Source organism: Demequina sp. (genome assembly GCF_016278765.1).
Taxonomy (GTDB): Bacteria; Actinomycetota; Actinomycetes; order Actinomycetales; family Demequinaceae; genus Demequina.
Genome location: NZ_JADQBE010000063.1, coordinates 1 through 14,619 on the forward strand (window position 1 = coordinate 1; position 14,619 = coordinate 14,619).

Below are 14,619 nucleotides of genomic sequence, written 5' to 3' on the forward strand. Positions count from 1 at the left end.
CGAGAGGCTTGATTGAGACCGACACTGCGGACCTCACCTTCCTAGAACGTGACGTTTGATTGCGGCCGCAGCCCGCCGTCGCGGGGGTCAGGCAGTGGTCGCTCTCCCAACTGGGAGCACTTCAGAATTTAGCACTCTCAGGGCGTGAGTGCTAACTCACGCGCGGCCTTTCGCCTGGGGAGAAATCGCCACCATGCCAGGATCAAGTCATGGATGCAGAAGCCGCACGCCTGGCGACCTCCCCACAGACGCTGTCACTGCTGGCAAGCCTTCCGCCCTACGAAGGCGACCAGGCCCTCACACTCGCCCAACACCTGCGAGACAGGGGCGCCGACGCCGACGTCGTCTCAGCGGCCCTCACCCAATCGCGGCTACGGGCCGCGGCCCGAGCGAAGTTTGGAGACTTCGCCGCAGGAATGCTTTTCAGTCCCGAAGGGCTTGAGCAGTCCACCAGGCTGGTGGTCGCCGCTCACCACGCACAGCGCTACCGCTCGGCCGGCGTTCGCACGGTCGCCGATCTGACGTGCGGGCTCGGCGCGGACGCGATGGCGTTCGCCTCGCTCGGCCTCGGGGTGCTGGCGTTCGAACTGGACGAGGCCACCGCGCTGCTCGCGTTTCACAACCTCCGCCACTGGGATGATGCCCGGGTGGTTCACGCCGACGCCATGGAGACACTCGCCCGAGGCGACATCGATGTTGACGCCCTGTTCGCGGATCCGGCACGCCGCAACGCCCACGGCAGGCGCCACGACCCGCGCGACTATGCACCGCCGTTGTCCGACGTGGTGGCCCTGCGCACCCGTTGGCCCCTGGTGGGGATCAAGGTCGGGCCCGGGATCGCTCACGAGGACGTTCCGCAGGACGCAGAGGCACAATGGGTGAGCGTGGATGGCGACGTCGTGGAGGCGGGGCTGTGGATGGGCGGCCTGGCGCGTCATCACGAACATTCCGCCCTCGTGTTGCGCGGCACCGAGGCACACGTACTGGACGGCTCCCCCGTGCCAGGCGAGCCGGGCCCGATCGGCGCATACCTGCTGGAGCCGGACGGGGCGGTGATTCGGGCGGGCCTCGTGGGGCCGTTGGCCGAGCGCCTTGGGGCTCGCCTGCTTGACCCGCACATCGCCTACCTCACGGCGGACACTCACATCGCGTCGCCGTTCGCCACATCGTTCCGCATCGTCGAGTCGTTGCCGTATTCGGACAAGCGCTTGGCCTCCGCGCTGGCGGCGCGCGGCGTCGGCACCGCGGAGATCAAAAAGCGCGGACTCGATGTCGACCCCGCGGTCTTGCGGCGCAAGCTGAAGCTCAAGGGGGATGCGAGTGCCACCGTCATTCTCACCCGCATCGGCGAATCACGCGTCGCATTCATTGCGGAGCGCGTCTAGTGCGCTAGCCGCAGGGCGTGCCCGGCATGCCCCCCACCGGCCACTGGCCGTGTGGCTGCACCTGACCCGCCAGCACGTCCGCCAAGCCCGCCAGCGCCTCGTGAGAGCGGCCAAAGAGGCCGATGTGCACGGACGCCCGTGATGCGGGAAGCCCCCACGGCCCGTCCATGGCCACCACGATGTCGGCGTCGCCGGCACCAGAGGCAGTGCCCAATATCCTGATCGAGGTGCCGCCGCCCTGCGTCACTCCGTACTCGGCCAAGGCGTCCGCGAGCGCCTGGCGTTCGTCGGGCCAGCCGCCAGAGATCTGGACGCTGTCGCCCACCAGACGGCTTCCACACCCCGGCGCGGCCACGGTGGCCGACGACGCGGCGAACTGGCGCGCGTAGTCGGGGTCCTCGCTCGCGGGGGACGCGGCGGCCGCCCACGTAGCCTGCGCCGACATCACCAGGCTGACGCGCGCCAACGCCTCGTCGAGGCGCGCACGCGAAAGGGTGCCATTGTCGACGGCCGCGACGATGGCTTGGCGCGCGGCCTCGGCATCGCGCGGCAGCAGCAACAGGTCCGCGCCCGCCGCCAGCGCGGCCACTTCCGATGCGCCCGGCTCGTAGCTGCCGCTGATGGCCGCCATGTTGAGCGCATCGGTCACGGCGACTCCGGTGAAGCGAAGGTGGTCGCGCAAGTACGCGTACGCCTGAGGGTTGGTGGTGGACGGGCCGCCTCCCCACTCCGCCACCGAAATGTGCCCCATCATCACCATCGGGGCGCCCGCGTCCACAGCGTGCGCGAACGGAATGAGGTCGCGCTGGGCAAGGTCAGCGACGTTCGCCGACTGAACGGGCAGGGCCTCGTGGGAGTCGGTCGTGACAGAGCCGTGACCGGGAAAGTGTTTGATCGCCGGAACCACCCCGCCGCTCATGAACCCGTTGACCGCAGCAACCACCGTGTCGGCGACGTTGTGGGGATCCGATCCCGCGGACCGCACCCTGATCACCGGGTCCTCGAGTCCCACTGTGACGTCGGCATCGGGTGCCCAATTCACGGTGAAACCCAGGTCCACCATGTCCCGCGCGACGGCCGCGTACGTGCGCGTCACCGAATCCTTGTCGGTGGTGGCTCCCGCGGCCATGAAGGCGGGCAGGCCGGGCACGATGCCGTCGAGACGGGCCACCGGTCCGCCCTCTTGGTCGGTCGAGATCACCGCGGGCCAGTCCCGCCCGTCGGCCGCCGCCGCGTCCGCGACGGCGGAGGTCAACGCCGTGACCTGGTCGGCGTTCGCGAGGGCACCGCTCATGAGGATCACGCCGGCCAGGTGGCTGTCGCGCACAAGCCCAGCGACACCCTCGGCATCGGGTGAGTTCCAGTGGGCGACAATCACCTGCCCGGCCGCCACGTCGAGTGGAACGTGGGAGGCGGCGACCGTGGCCGCGGCCATGTCCACCACGGACGGCCCCCACGCGAGGTTCGGAGCCTCCGCGACGGGCGCCGATTGCGGCATGCGGTGAGGCACGGTGACGGGTCCGGTCGCCACCTCGGGGGTGCGCGCAAGGCCCGGCTTGCCCAGGACGAACCAGGCAGCGCCCGCCCCTCCCACAAGCACTGCAGCGAAAGCCAGGCCCGCGGCGGTGCGGCGGGCCCTCATACCGAGATCGTCTCCAACGGCATCGAGGAGTCCACGCCGATGGTCAGCGCGCTTGGCGCCACGCCGCGGGCCACCACTGCGGCACCGAGCGCGGCGATCATGGCGCCGTTGTCGGTGCAGTACTTCAGCGGCGGGATACGCACCTCGATGCCGCGCTCCGCTCCTCGACTCATGGCAAGGTCGCGCAGTTGGCTGTTCGCGGAGAATCCGCCGCCAATCACGAGGGTGCCTACCTCGTGGCGCTCGCATGCATCGAGGGTCTTGGCCACCAAGACGTCGGCCACCGCGGCGGCGAAGGACGCGGCGACATCCGCGACCGGCACGGTCCGACCCGAGTCCTCGCACATTTCGATCCAGCGTGCCACCGCCGTCTTGAGCCCCGAAAAGGAGAAGTTGTAGGCGTGACGCTCGCGGTCCTTGGGCGCGGTGAGCGCTCGCGGGAAGACGATCGCCGCGGGGTCTCCCTCGCGGGCCAGCCGATCCACGTGAGGTCCGCCCGGGTAGGGCAGGTTCAGCAACCTGCCGACCTTGTCGAAGGCCTCTCCCGCCGCGTCGTCAAGGGTGTGGCCCAACTCCGTGACCCTGGTGGCAATATCGTCGACGAGGAGCAACGAGGTGTGCCCTCCCGAGACCACCAGCGCCATGGTGCGGTCGGGAAACTGCCCGTGCACCAGCTCATCGACGGCGGCGTGACCGATCACATGGTTGACGCCGTAGAGCGGCCGGTCGAGCGCGAGCGCGAGCGCCTTGGCCGCGGCCACCCCCACGGTCAGCGAGCCCACCAGTCCCGGGCCGGATGCCACTGCGATGGCGTCGACATCATCAAGCGAATGCCCAGAGCGCGCAAGGGTCTCGTGCACGGTCGGCACCAGAGCCTCGAGGTGGGCGCGAGAGGCAACCTCCGGAACGATGCCTCCGAAACGGGCGTGCTCATCCATCGAAGAGGCAACGACGTCGGCCACCAACTCCCTGCCGCGCACCAGCGCCACTCCCGTCTCGTCGCACGTCGACTCGAGACCCAGCACCAACTCCATGGGACCAACTCTAGGCGTTGAACACAGACCTGACTGCGGGCGGAACGATCGATTCGCGGCGCACCACGCGGCAGACCAGCTGGGTCGTGACACCCTCCACTGGAGCGCCGTCGATGAGCGCCACCACCGACTCCACTGCGCGCTGGCCCATCTCATAGTGCGGCAGCGCCACCGTCGTCAGCGCAGGATCGAGCGCGGCCGCGATCAGCAGCAGATCGTCGACGCCGATGACTGAAATGTCGCTTGGGATACGCAAACCCAGCCGTTGCGCTGCCTGGTAGACACCCATTGCCATCTGATCGTTGAAACAGAAGATGGCCGTCGGACGGTCCTCGGACCGCAGCAGCGGCAGCGCCGCCTCGCGCGCGCTCTGCGTCGTTGCCTCGCTCGCGTACACGATCCGTTCACGCGCGACGCCCGAGATGGCCTCTCGGTATCCGGTGACGCGCCCATCCCGGGCGCAGCCCGGAGTGACGATGCTGAGGTGAGCGATGTCGCGGTGGCCGGCGTCGATCAGTTCCCGCGTGGCGTCACTGCCGATCCTGTCCTCGTCCGGCACGAATGATGCGACACCGTCGTCGCGCGCGCGGGCATTGACAAGCACGATGGGCAGTCCCAGCGCGGCAACGTCCAGGTCGACGTACTGGTGGAACATGCGGCCCACAATGAGCCCGTCGACGGGGAAGCTTCGTAGCAACGCGATCTCATGGGCTTCCAGCTCAGGGTTCGCTGCGGAACTTGCCACGATCATCGAGTAGGTGTTGATGACGGCAGCATCCTGAGCGCCCTTGAGCATCGCGACGGCGAACGGGGTGGTCGCGACGGTGTCGTCCACAAAGCCGATGGTGTGGGACTTTTCACGACGAAGCGCACTCGCCATGCGATTGGGGCGATAGTTCAGTTCCCGGGCAACCTCGACGACGCGGCGTCGCGTCTCATCGGTCATCGATCCGAGGCCGTTGAGGGCGTGCGAGACTGTCGTGGTGGACACGCCCGCCACGGCCGCAACTTCTCGGATTCCGACCTTCTTCACGACCAGGGAGCCCTCGTTTGCCTGCGCCTTTGGCGCTCCCGAGGATTCTAGCAAGGTCCTCGGCGCGGTCGCCGCGTGTGACTCCTCACGGCCAGACACGGTGGGCTCATAGCCACGCAGTTCGCGCCTCATCACGAGGGCGTCGACTCCGCCCGGCTGGTAGTACTTGGGGCGCACCCTCACCACCTCGAAGCCATACGACTCGTACAGGCCGCGCGCGGCCTCGTTGTCCACCGCGACCTCAAGCCAGGCGTCGGGCGCGTGAAAGGTTCCCGCCTCGGCGAGGAAGTCGTCCATGAGCACCTTGGCCAATCCCTGCCGCCGATGCTCCGGGGCGACGGCGAGGTTCATCAGGTGGAAGGCGTCCCCCTCGAAGCCGTAGATCGCGTAGGCGGAGAGTTCGCCGTCGACCTCGACCCCGCGATAGCGGTTGGTCCCGTAGCGCCAGTCCTCGCGGATGAGGCCCGCGGACCAGGCTGCCGACCCAAATATCACTCGCTCTTGCTGGGCGACCCATTCGAGGTCGCTCTCGCCCAGGTCTCGCAGGCGGGGGCCGAGCACTCCAGAGTCGGTCATGCGCCGTGAACGTCCGGGCGCCTCAGGTACAGCGGCTCGGTGCCGAGATTCTCGCCCGCGGCACGCCGGCGCAACGCCTCGCGCGCGAGCCACAGCGGATCCGGGTCGGCCTCGGCTGCACCCGGGAAGTAGTCCGGATACAGCGTCGCACCCCGGCCGACGGTCCGCTCGCCTGCGCCGATGCGGACATCGGCAGGTGCGGCCACCGCCGGCCCCTCGATGCGTCGACCAGCGGCGTATCGGGCCCAGTACACCTCGCGGCGCCTGGCATCGCCGACGACGACGACGTCGCGTTCCGCGGCGCCCAGCGCGTCCAGCGAGCACACGCCCCACACGGGCACATCCCAGGCGAAGGCGAGCATGCGACCCGTCACCAGGCCCACTCGCAGACCGGTGAAGGGGGCGGGACCGGTGCCCACCACGATGCCGGTGACGTCGGACCGCGCCACGCCCGCCTCCTCCATCGCCTGTCGCACCACCTCGCTGAGCTGCTCGGCGTGACCGCGAGGCGCAAAGATCATCCTCCGTGCGAGGGCCTCCGTGGCCTCGGCATCCGTGATGGCCACGGAGATCGCGGAAGAGGTGTCCAGCGAAATGATCACGCGGTCCACCCTTCCGCGGGCCAGGCGCGGTCGGCCCATGCGCCGCCCGTGGTGGAAATCGTCACCGTGCGGTCGCCCGCGGCGGGGTCTTCGCCCTCGACGAGCTCGCCCCGGGGACGCTCAATGGTGATCAGCGCGTGACCTTCCGCGAGGGCCTCGGCCTTGCCTTCGCCCCATTCGACCACCGTCACCGCCTCGTCGGCCGACGCATCGAGGTCGAGGTGATCGAGCTCCTGCAGCGAGCCCAGCCGATAAGCGTCGACGTGAACCAGCGCCGGCCCGGCGGCAGTCGGCTCGTGGACGCGAGAGATGATGAAGGTGGGGCTTGCGACTTGGCCACGCACCTCCAGCCCCGCGCCGATGCCTTGGACCAGCGTCGTCTTGCCAGCGCCCAACCCGCCGGACAGGATCACCAGGTCGCCCTCGGTGAACACAGCCGCCAATGCCTGGCCGAGTGCGCGCATGGCTTCGCCGTTCGGAACGCGATACTTCACGCGAGCTCCTTGGCCCTCAGCCCCCCAAAGCGGCAGACAATTTCGTAGTCGATCGTGCCCACCGCCTCGGCCCAGTCGCTGGCGCTGGGCCCGTCGGGGCCGATGAGGGTCACCTCGTCACCCACGCACACCTCGGTGGCGGGCCCCAGGTCGATCACAAACTGGTCCATGCACACGCGCCCCGCGATGCGGTAGCGCCGACCCTTGACCGCGACCTCGGCCACCGAGCCCGCCGCCCGGAACACGCCGTCGGCATAGCCAGCGCTGACGAGTCCGAGCGTCGTCCGGAAGGTCGTGATGTACTCGTGTCCATAACTCACCCCGTGCCCCGCCGGCACGTCCTTCACCAGAATGATCTGGGAGGAGACACTCATGGCGGGCCTGAGCCCGAAGTTGAGTCCGTCCGGGTCCTCGATCGGCGGGAGACCATAGATGGCGATCCCTGGGCGAACCAAGTCGAAGTGCAGATCGGGCCTCGTGAGGGTGCACGCGGAGTTGGCCAGGTGCCGCACCTCTAGCGCGAGTGCGGACTGCTGAGCCATGACGAGCGCGAGCCTGAAGTTCTGCGCCTGCAGGTCGATCGTCGGGTGTCCTGGAGCGTCGGCCCACGCCAGGTGCGACCACATGCCCACCACGCGCAACAATCCCTCGCGCTCGGCGGCCTTCGCCAGTTCCAGCACGCCCGGCAGATCCTCGAGTGTCACGCCCTCGCGACCAAGCCCGGTGTCTATCGAAATGTGGATGCGCGGAGATGGCGCCCCATCGCGCGAGACCGCCATGATCCGTCCCAACACCTCCGGCGAGTTCACGGACAGATCGACGTCGGCCTCCATGAGTTCGGCCGCGGGCAACTCGGGGCCGTAGAGCCACGTGAGAATCCTGCCGGTGTCGCCGGCGGCTCGCAGCGCAAGCGCCTCGTGCGGTTGCGCCACCCCGATCCAGGTGGCACCGCCCGCGCGTGCGGCCGCGGCGGCGGTGACCAGTCCGTGTCCGTAGCCGTCCGCCTTGACCACGGCCATGATCTGCGCGTCGGTCTTGCGCCCGAGGGTGCGCACATTGTGGGTAATCGCCGCGGAATCGACCGCAACCTTCAGCAGGCTCATGACGCCTCCGCGATGACAACAGCCGACGCGATACCCGCGTCGTGGGACAAGGACACGTGGAGGGTGGAGATGCCCAGCGCGGCGGCGCGCTGCGCCACCGTTCCGGATATCACGAATCGAGGCTGACCCGAGGGGTCCTTCACCACTTCGGCGTCTTGCCACGACAGCCCCGCGGGGGCACCCAAGGCCTTCGCGAGCGCCTCCTTGGCGGCCCACCGGGCGGCCATCGAGTGGCGCCCCAGCTCCCGTTCCGAGGGGGTGAACACCTTCTCGGCGAACCGAGGAGTGCGTTCGACGGCGCGGTCGAAGCGTTCGAGTTCCACGACGTCGATGCCGACTCCGACGACGGCCATCGCTATTCGACCGTAACGGACTTGGCCAGGTTGCGCGGCTGGTCCACGTCAAAACCCTTGGCGCTGGCCAATTCGTGCGCGAAGATCTGCAAGGGCACCACGGTGACCAGCGGCATCAGCAGCGTGGGGGTGACCGGCACGGTGATCAGGTGATCGGCGTGCTCCGCCGCCGCCGTGTCGCCCTCCTCGGCAATCACGATCGTGCGGGCGCCCCGAGCGCGCACCTCCTGGATGTTGGAGATCACCTTGGAGTGCAACACCTCGCGACCGCGCGGGCTCGGCAGGACGATGAAGACCGGCTGTCCGGGTTCCACGAGCGCAATGGGACCGTGCTTGAGCTCGCCCGCCGCGAACCCTTCCGCGTGGATGTAGGCCAGCTCCTTGAGCTTGAGCGCACCCTCGAGTGCCACCGGGTAGCCGACGTGACGGCCAAGAAACAACACGGTGCGCTCGTCGACCATGGACCGCGCGAGTTCGCGCAGCGGTTCACTCGTGTCGAGTACGCGCTGGATCTTGGCTGGCATCGCATCGAGCTCGGCCAACAGCGCGGCGATCTCGTCGGGAAACTTGTTGCCACGGAGTTCGGCCAGGTAGATCCCCAGGAGGAACGCGGCGGCGATCTGGGACAGGAAGGCCTTGGTAGACGCGACCGCGATCTCAGGCCCTGCGCGGGTGTACAGCACGGCGTCGGCCTCACGGGCGATCGTGGAGCCCTGCACGTTGACGAGCGCCACCACGGGTGCGCCCTGCTGCTGCGCGTGCCGCAGCGCCATGATGGTGTCCATCGTCTCGCCCGACTGGCTGATGGCCACCACCAGCGTGCGGATCGAGAGCACGGGATCGCGATAGCGGAACTCGTGTGCCAGCTCGACCTCCACGGGGATGCGCGTCCAGTGCTCGATCGCGTACCGCGCCACCAAACCGGCGTTGGCGGCCGTGCCGCACGCGATCACAATGATCTTGTCGATGGACGAGAGCACCGATTCCGCAATGAGTCCTTCGTCCAGCTGGAGGCGGCCCTGCTCGTTGACGCGGCCGCGCAGCGTGTCCGCCACAGCGGCGGGCTGGTCGTGGATCTCCTTGTCCATGAAGGTCGCGAAGCCTCCCTTCTGAGCGGCCGACGCGTCCCACGTGACCTCGTACGGCTCTCGATTCACGGGGTTTCCTGCAAGATCGGTGACGGTCACGGCGTCCGGCGTGATCTCGACGACCTCGTCTTGACCCAGTTCGAGCGCCATGCGGGTGTGCTCGATGAACGCCACCACGTCGGATCCGAGGAAGTTCTCGCCTTCCCCGATGCCCGCGACCAGCGGCGAGTTACGGCGCGTGCCGACCACCACGTGGGGCTCTGCCGCGTCCACGGCGAGCAGGGTGAAAGCCCCCTCGAGATGCCGGGCGACGGCCCGCATGGCGTCGGTCAGCGTCAGCCCGTCTCTCACGTAGCGGGCCAACAGGTGCCCCGCCACCTCGGTGTCGGTATCTGAGTGGAAGGTGATGCCTTCGGCAAGCAGCTCCGCGCGCAGCGCGCCGTAGTTCTCGATGATTCCGTTGTGGATGATCGCGATCCGCCCGTCCGCCGCCAGGTGAGGGTGCGCATTGGCGTCCGTGGGCGGACCATGCGTGGCCCAGCGCGTGTGTCCGATGGCCGCCGTGCCGTCGGCAAGCGGGCTTTGTGCGAGTTCCTTGGCCAGGTTCGTGAGTTTCCCGGCCTTCTTGGCCACCGCGAGGTGTTCCCTGTCGCCGGTGACCACGGCCAGCCCTGCGGAATCGTAGCCCCGGTACTCCAAGCGCTCCAGCCCAGCCATGACGACGGCCCCGGCACGCGCACTGGGGCCACCCGTTCCTACGTAACCTACGATGCCACACATGCGCTCAAGTGTAGAGGGCCAGAGCCCTTCTCGGGGTCGAGTCAGCGCGCCGTCGTTCATGCGTGACAATGGAGGGGTGAGCGTCCGCGACGACGAGGTGAGTGTGAGCCCGTTCCTTTCGTTCACCCGCGCCGAGTGGTCGGCTCTCGCAGATTCGACACCCTTGCCCTTGACCGCGGCCGATGTCCGGCGAGTACGCGGCTTGGGCGATCCGATCGACTTGCGTGAGGTCGACCAGATCTACCGACCCCTGTCGCGACTGCTGACGCTGTATTCCGACGCGGTGGGTTCGCTGCACGCCGCCACGAGCGCGTTTCTCGGCGAGCGCGCGTCGCGCACGCCCTTTGTCATTGGCATCGCCGGTTCCGTGGCCGTCGGCAAGTCGACCACCGCTCGCGTGCTGAGGGAGATGCTTGCGCGCTGGCCCTCCTCGCCCCACGTGTCATTGGTGACGACCGATGGCTTCCTGCTACCGAATGCGGTGCTCGAACAGCGGGGACTGTTGGGACGCAAGGGCTTCCCGGAGTCCTACGACAGACGCGCGCTGAGGTCGTTCATCGCGGACGTGAAGTCCGGGGTGCCCGCGGTGTCGGCGCCGGTGTATTCACACGTGACATATGACATCGTCCCTGGCGAGTCGATCACTGTGAGCCAACCTGACGTGCTCATTGTCGAGGGCCTCAACGTGCTGCAGCCGGCCGCGGTGCGCACCAAGGATTCTCGCGCCCTCGCCGTTTCGGACTACTTCGATGCGTCGATCTACGTCGACGCCGACGAGTCCCACGTCCGCCAGTGGTACATCGATCGCTTCTTGTCACTGCGCACGACGGCGTTCGCGAGGCCGGACAGCTACTTCCGCAACTACGCCGACCTGACGGACCAGGAGGCCAGGGACAAGTCGTCCCACATCTGGGACACCATCAATGCGCCCAACCTGGAGCGCAACATTGCGCCCACGCGGTCGCGCGCCACGATCATCCTGCGCAAGGGACGCGACCACGCGGTCCAATCGGTGCACATGCGCAAGCTCTAGGGCCGACGCGCGATCACCGTGAACGTACACGGCACCAGGTCGCGCTCCGCCGCCGGCCATGCGAAGTCGGAGTCGGGCTCGGCGGTGACCGGGCTCATCCGGGGCGAGAACTGCCACGGCAGCGTCTTTCCCTCATCGAGCGCCACCAGCTCAAGGCCCTGACGCAGCAGCACCGTCACCACTTCGGAGACGGGATGCGGCCACTCGTAGGTGCGCGTATGCTCCACGGTGCCATCGCCCACATAGGTCCCTGCCTCATCCCACTGGAGCGCCCGACCGCCGCCAAAGTACCGGTAGCGCACGCTGAGGTTCGGGGCAAACTCGTCGAGGGTGCCCAGCATCGGGTGCCCGTCGCGGAGGTAGAAGACGCCGCCGGGATTCAGGAGCGAGGCAACCTGCCCCGCCCACAGGTCCAGGTCGTTGAGCCAGCCGATGGTGCCGATGCTCGTGTAGACCACGTCGAACTGTCGCGTCGTGCCCAGGTGACGATCCACGGCCGCTCGCGCGTCCAGCACATCGGTTTGGATCCAGTCCGCCGTGACGCCACAATCGGCGGCGAGGGTGGCCGCCGCGTCAAGAGCCGCCGGGGAAAAGTCAATGCCGGTCACCCGCGCGCCGGCACGTGCGAGCGACACGGTGTCCGTGCCGATGTGGCATTGCAGGTGACACAGATCCACCCCGCGCAGCGACTTGCCGGGCATGTGGGGCAGCAGGGCCTCAAGATCGGTGCGCACCACCGAACTCAGGTGATCTGGATCGTTGCGCAAGGCGGCGGTGTGATACGCCTCGACGTGCAGCGGGACGCGATCCTCCCAGTTGGCGAGATTGGCGCGGCGCGCCTCCTCCCAGGGAACGTCAACCCCGTCGACGGGCTCGCTAGCCATCCTTGCCGTCTTCAACGGGTTGCGGCTCGTGGGCCCTCATCTCCTCCGCAAGCGGAGGCAGGTGGGGTGCGCTGAGGCCAAACAGGGTCAAGAGCTTGTCCACCGCAAGTCCGAGCACGATGCCACCGGTGATGCCCGCCGCAATGGACAGGAGGAGGTTGTCGCCGAGCAGGCTCGCGGCCACCGTGCCGATCAGGATTCCCCATGCCGCCCAGACCGAGGCGGCAATCGCGTCGACCGCCATGAAGCGTCGGCGCGGGAAGCGCAGCGCACCTGCGGACAGGTTGACCGCCACCCTCCCCATCGGGATAAAGCGTGCCGCGATGATGTAGAGGGTGCCGCGGTGCTCCAAGGCATGCTCGGCCCAGTCCAGCGCCGCGAGGATCTTGGGCCGCTTGAACAGCTTGACGTGGCGCACATCCACCTTGGTGCCGATGAAGTACGCGGTCTGATCGCCGCACCACGCACCCGCAGCGCCGGCTAGGAAGAGCAAGGGCAGGATCGGCTTGCCAACGGACTGCCACGCCGAGGCCGCGCCGATGATCACCGATTCGCTCGGCACCACGGGGATGACCGCGTCGATCAGGGACACGGCAAAGACGGAGGGGTAGATCCATAGGGACTCCACCAGGGCGAGGATGCCCTCTTCCACATTGCCGGACAGGTGGATCAGGTAGTCCCAGACGCCGCTCATAGCGACAGTCTGACAGCCACCACTGCCGCAAGGCGATCCGCGTGTTGTTGCGCCGCTTCGGGAGTGGCGGCCTCCACCATGACGCGTATGAGTGGCTCGGTGCCCGACGCGCGCAACAGGACCCTGCCCGAATCGCCCAGTTCAGTGCGCACGGATTCGAGTTCCTTGCCAAGTTCCGCGTCGGTATGCACGCGCGAGCGATCCACCCCAGCCACGTTGATCAATACCTGCGGCAGCGTCTGGACACCGCGCGCCAACTCCGCGAGCGAGCCGCTCTTCGCCACGAGCGAGGCAAGCAGAAGCGACGTCAGGATTCCGTCACCCGTGGTCGCATAGCGGGACACAATCACGTGGCCGGACTGTTCGCCGCCCAGCGTGTAGCCGCCCTCTCGCATGGCCTCGAGGACGTAGCGATCCCCCACCGCCGTTTCCACAATGTCGATGTCCGCGTCGCGCATCGCATGGTGCAGTCCCAGATTGGACATGACCGTCGCCACCATGGTGTCGCGATAGAGCGTGCCGGCATCTCGCATGGCCCGTGCGAGCAGGCCCAAGATGTGATCCCCGTTGACAGTGGCGCCGTCCTCGTCGATAGCAAGGCAGCGGTCGGCGTCTCCATCAAAGGCGACCCCCATGTGGGCGCCCTCGTTGACGACGGCGGCGGCCAAGGGGCCCAGGTGAGTGGACCCGACGCCCGCATTGATGTTGCGGCCATCGGGAGCGCAATGGAGACGCACGACGTTGGCGCCGGCGGCCTCCAGGGCCGCAGGTCCGATCGCGCTCGCCGCGCCGTGCGCGCCGTCGACCACGATCGTCAGCCCCTCCAACGGAGACGCGGCACCCCCAAATTCTTGGACCGCGTGTGCGAGGTGCGCCAGGTAGTCGGCCGCAAGCTCATCCGAGGCGATGACTTCGCCCACGGCGCCGCCAGTGGGACGCTCCCACGCGTCACCCACGCGCGCCTCGATCGCCTCTTCCACGGCATCGGGAAGCTTCACGCCTCCCCGTGCAAAGAACTTGATGCCGTTGTCGGGCATCGGGTTGTGGGAGGCGGAGATCACCACGCCGAGGTCCGCCTCGGTGGATCCCGTCAGGTACGCCACGCCGGGGGTGGGAATCACGCCCAGGTCGATGACGTCGACGCCGGCCGATGCGAGTCCCGCCGCCACCGCTGACGCAAGAAACTGGCCGGACAGGCGGGTGTCACGGCCCAAGACGGCCCTCGGACGATGACCAGAGAATTCGCCGCGCTCGGCCAGGACGTGAGCGGCAGCGACCGCGAGGTCGAGTGCCAACTCTGCCGTGATGTCGCGATTCGCGACACCACGGACACCGTCCGTGCCGAACAGGCGCGCCATGTGCGCGGCCCTGACTTAACGCTTCGAGTACTGGGGAGCGCGGCGAGCCTTCTTGAGACCAGCCTTCTTGCGCTCGACGGCGCGGGGGTCGCGGGTCAGGAAGCCTGACTTCTTGAGCGTGGCGCGGTTGGTGTCGAGGTCGATCCCATTCAAGGCGCGTGCCACGCCGAGGCGCAGCGCGCCGGCCTGGCCGGAGGGGCCGCCGCCGTGGATGCGTGCGTGGACGTCGAACTTCTCCTCGATGTCCAGGACCGCGAACGGGGAGTTCACAATCTGCTGGTGCACCTTGTTGGGGAAGTAGTTCTCCAGGTCGCGGCCGTTGATCAGCCACTTGCCCGTGCCGGGCACCAAACGAACGCGCGCAACGGCCTCCTTGCGACGGCCCAGGCCTGCGCCAGGGGCAATCTCGGACGTGCCCTTGCCGCGCACCGGTGCGGTCTCGGAGGTGAACTCCGTGGGGGTCTCCACGGACTCAATGGTCTCAGTGGACTCGGTGGTCTCAGTGGTGGTCTCGTCTGCCATCTCGATGTGTCCTTCTGCGGCGCCTACTGCGCCACCTG

14 protein-coding genes are annotated in these 14,619 nt (G+C 68.1%); 2 read left to right on the top strand and 12 right to left on the bottom strand.

Annotated features, from left to right (window positions below; all coding sequences use genetic code 11):
• The first annotated feature begins 209 nt into the window (after positions 1-209).
• On the top strand, positions 210-1,385 hold the full coding sequence (locus QZZ29_RS10395; RefSeq protein ID WP_291383059.1) for a class I SAM-dependent methyltransferase: 1,176 nt from the start codon (positions 210-212) through the stop codon (positions 1,383-1,385).
• A 4-nt stretch (positions 1,386-1,389) separates the two neighbouring features.
• Here the strand turns inward: QZZ29_RS10395 and QZZ29_RS10400 are convergent, their stop codons facing one another.
• The 8 genes from QZZ29_RS10400 to glmS are packed head-to-tail and all read right to left on the bottom strand — an operon-like array spanning position 1,390 to position 10,090.
• Positions 1,390-3,027: a glycoside hydrolase family 3 N-terminal domain-containing protein gene (locus QZZ29_RS10400; RefSeq protein ID WP_291383061.1), complete on the bottom strand. Its 1,638-nt coding sequence runs from the start codon at positions 3,025-3,027 to the stop codon at positions 1,390-1,392.
• Positions 3,024-4,061 carry a tRNA (adenosine(37)-N6)-threonylcarbamoyltransferase complex transferase subunit TsaD gene (gene tsaD, locus QZZ29_RS10405; RefSeq protein WP_291383062.1) on the bottom strand — a complete coding sequence of 346 codons (1,038 nt, stop codon included), beginning with the start codon at positions 4,059-4,061 and terminating at the stop codon, positions 3,024-3,026. Before tsaD ends, QZZ29_RS10400 begins: the two co-directional genes overlap by 4 nt.
• Positions 4,062-4,071: 10 nt before the next feature.
• Entirely contained in the window at positions 4,072-5,670 is a 1,599-nt protein-coding gene (locus QZZ29_RS10410; protein WP_291383064.1) for a GNAT family N-acetyltransferase, read from the bottom strand.
• Positions 5,667-6,272: a tRNA (adenosine(37)-N6)-threonylcarbamoyltransferase complex dimerization subunit type 1 TsaB gene (gene tsaB, locus QZZ29_RS10415; protein ID WP_291383066.1), complete on the bottom strand. Its 606-nt coding sequence runs from the start codon at positions 6,270-6,272 to the stop codon at positions 5,667-5,669. The genes QZZ29_RS10410 and tsaB overlap by 4 nt, the downstream gene beginning before the upstream one ends.
• Positions 6,269-6,766: a tRNA (adenosine(37)-N6)-threonylcarbamoyltransferase complex ATPase subunit type 1 TsaE gene (gene tsaE / locus QZZ29_RS10420; protein ID WP_291383068.1), complete on the bottom strand. Its 498-nt coding sequence runs from the start codon at positions 6,764-6,766 to the stop codon at positions 6,269-6,271. Before tsaE ends, tsaB begins: the two co-directional genes overlap by 4 nt.
• Positions 6,763-7,869 carry an alanine racemase gene (gene alr / locus QZZ29_RS10425; protein ID WP_291383070.1) on the bottom strand — a complete coding sequence of 369 codons (1,107 nt, stop codon included), beginning with the start codon at positions 7,867-7,869 and terminating at the stop codon, positions 6,763-6,765. The genes tsaE and alr overlap by 4 nt, the downstream gene beginning before the upstream one ends.
• The gene (locus tag QZZ29_RS10430; RefSeq protein WP_291383072.1) at positions 7,866-8,222 is read right to left on the bottom strand and encodes a holo-ACP synthase; all 357 of its coding nucleotides are present in this window, start codon (positions 8,220-8,222) and stop codon (positions 7,866-7,868) included. Before QZZ29_RS10430 ends, alr begins: the two co-directional genes overlap by 4 nt.
• A gap of 2 nt (positions 8,223-8,224) precedes the next feature.
• Entirely contained in the window at positions 8,225-10,090 is a 1,866-nt protein-coding gene (gene glmS, locus QZZ29_RS10435) for a glutamine--fructose-6-phosphate transaminase (isomerizing) (protein ID WP_291383073.1), read from the bottom strand.
• Positions 10,091-10,148: 58 nt separating this feature from the next.
• Here glmS and coaA point away from each other — a divergent pair, with 58 nt between their 5' ends.
• Positions 10,149-11,123, top strand: coding sequence for a type I pantothenate kinase (gene coaA / locus QZZ29_RS10440; RefSeq protein WP_291383081.1), 975 nt, complete (start codon positions 10,149-10,151; stop codon positions 11,121-11,123).
• Here coaA and QZZ29_RS10445 read toward each other — a convergent pair.
• From QZZ29_RS10445 to rpsI, 4 genes are read right to left on the bottom strand one after another with little or no spacing between them, the layout of a single operon-like run.
• Entirely contained in the window at positions 11,120-12,007 is an 888-nt protein-coding gene (locus QZZ29_RS10445; protein WP_291383075.1) for a class I SAM-dependent methyltransferase, read from the bottom strand. The genes coaA and QZZ29_RS10445 overlap by 4 nt on opposite strands.
• On the bottom strand, positions 12,000-12,701 hold the full coding sequence (locus tag QZZ29_RS10450; RefSeq protein ID WP_291383078.1) for a VTT domain-containing protein: 702 nt from the start codon (positions 12,699-12,701) through the stop codon (positions 12,000-12,002). The genes QZZ29_RS10445 and QZZ29_RS10450 overlap by 8 nt, the downstream gene beginning before the upstream one ends.
• Positions 12,698-14,059: a phosphoglucosamine mutase gene (glmM, locus tag QZZ29_RS10455; RefSeq protein WP_291383080.1), complete on the bottom strand. Its 1,362-nt coding sequence runs from the start codon at positions 14,057-14,059 to the stop codon at positions 12,698-12,700. Before glmM ends, QZZ29_RS10450 begins: the two co-directional genes overlap by 4 nt.
• A gap of 15 nt (positions 14,060-14,074) precedes the next feature.
• Positions 14,075-14,581: a 30S ribosomal protein S9 gene (gene rpsI, locus QZZ29_RS10460; RefSeq protein ID WP_291383082.1), complete on the bottom strand. Its 507-nt coding sequence runs from the start codon at positions 14,579-14,581 to the stop codon at positions 14,075-14,077.
• Positions 14,582-14,619: the final 38 nt, after the last annotated feature.

Excerpts from the sequence above, each read along its gene's own strand:
- tsaD (WP_291383062.1), bottom strand. The coding sequence starts at position 4,061 with ATGGAGTTGGTGCTGGGTCTCGAGTCGACGTGCGACGAGACGGGAGTG.
- alr (WP_291383070.1), bottom strand. The coding sequence starts at position 7,869 with ATGAGCCTGCTGAAGGTTGCGGTCGATTCCGCGGCGATTACCCACAAT.
- coaA (WP_291383081.1), top strand. The coding sequence starts at position 10,149 with ATGCGTGACAATGGAGGGGTGAGCGTCCGCGACGACGAGGTGAGTGTG.
- QZZ29_RS10395 (WP_291383059.1), top strand. The coding sequence starts at position 210 with ATGGATGCAGAAGCCGCACGCCTGGCGACCTCCCCACAGACGCTGTCA.
- glmM (WP_291383080.1), bottom strand. The coding sequence starts at position 14,059 with ATGGCGCGCCTGTTCGGCACGGACGGTGTCCGTGGTGTCGCGAATCGC.
- QZZ29_RS10410 (WP_291383064.1), bottom strand. The coding sequence starts at position 5,670 with ATGACCGACTCTGGAGTGCTCGGCCCCCGCCTGCGAGACCTGGGCGAG.
- QZZ29_RS10450 (WP_291383078.1), bottom strand. The coding sequence starts at position 12,701 with ATGAGCGGCGTCTGGGACTACCTGATCCACCTGTCCGGCAATGTGGAA.
- rpsI (WP_291383082.1), bottom strand. The coding sequence starts at position 14,581 with ATGGCAGACGAGACCACCACTGAGACCACCGAGTCCACTGAGACCATT.
- QZZ29_RS10445 (WP_291383075.1), bottom strand. The coding sequence starts at position 12,007 with ATGGCTAGCGAGCCCGTCGACGGGGTTGACGTTCCCTGGGAGGAGGCG.
- QZZ29_RS10430 (WP_291383072.1), bottom strand. The coding sequence starts at position 8,222 with ATGGCCGTCGTCGGAGTCGGCATCGACGTCGTGGAACTCGAACGCTTC.
- QZZ29_RS10400 (WP_291383061.1), bottom strand. The coding sequence starts at position 3,027 with ATGAGGGCCCGCCGCACCGCCGCGGGCCTGGCTTTCGCTGCAGTGCTT.
- glmS (WP_291383073.1), bottom strand. The coding sequence starts at position 10,090 with ATGTGTGGCATCGTAGGTTACGTAGGAACGGGTGGCCCCAGTGCGCGT.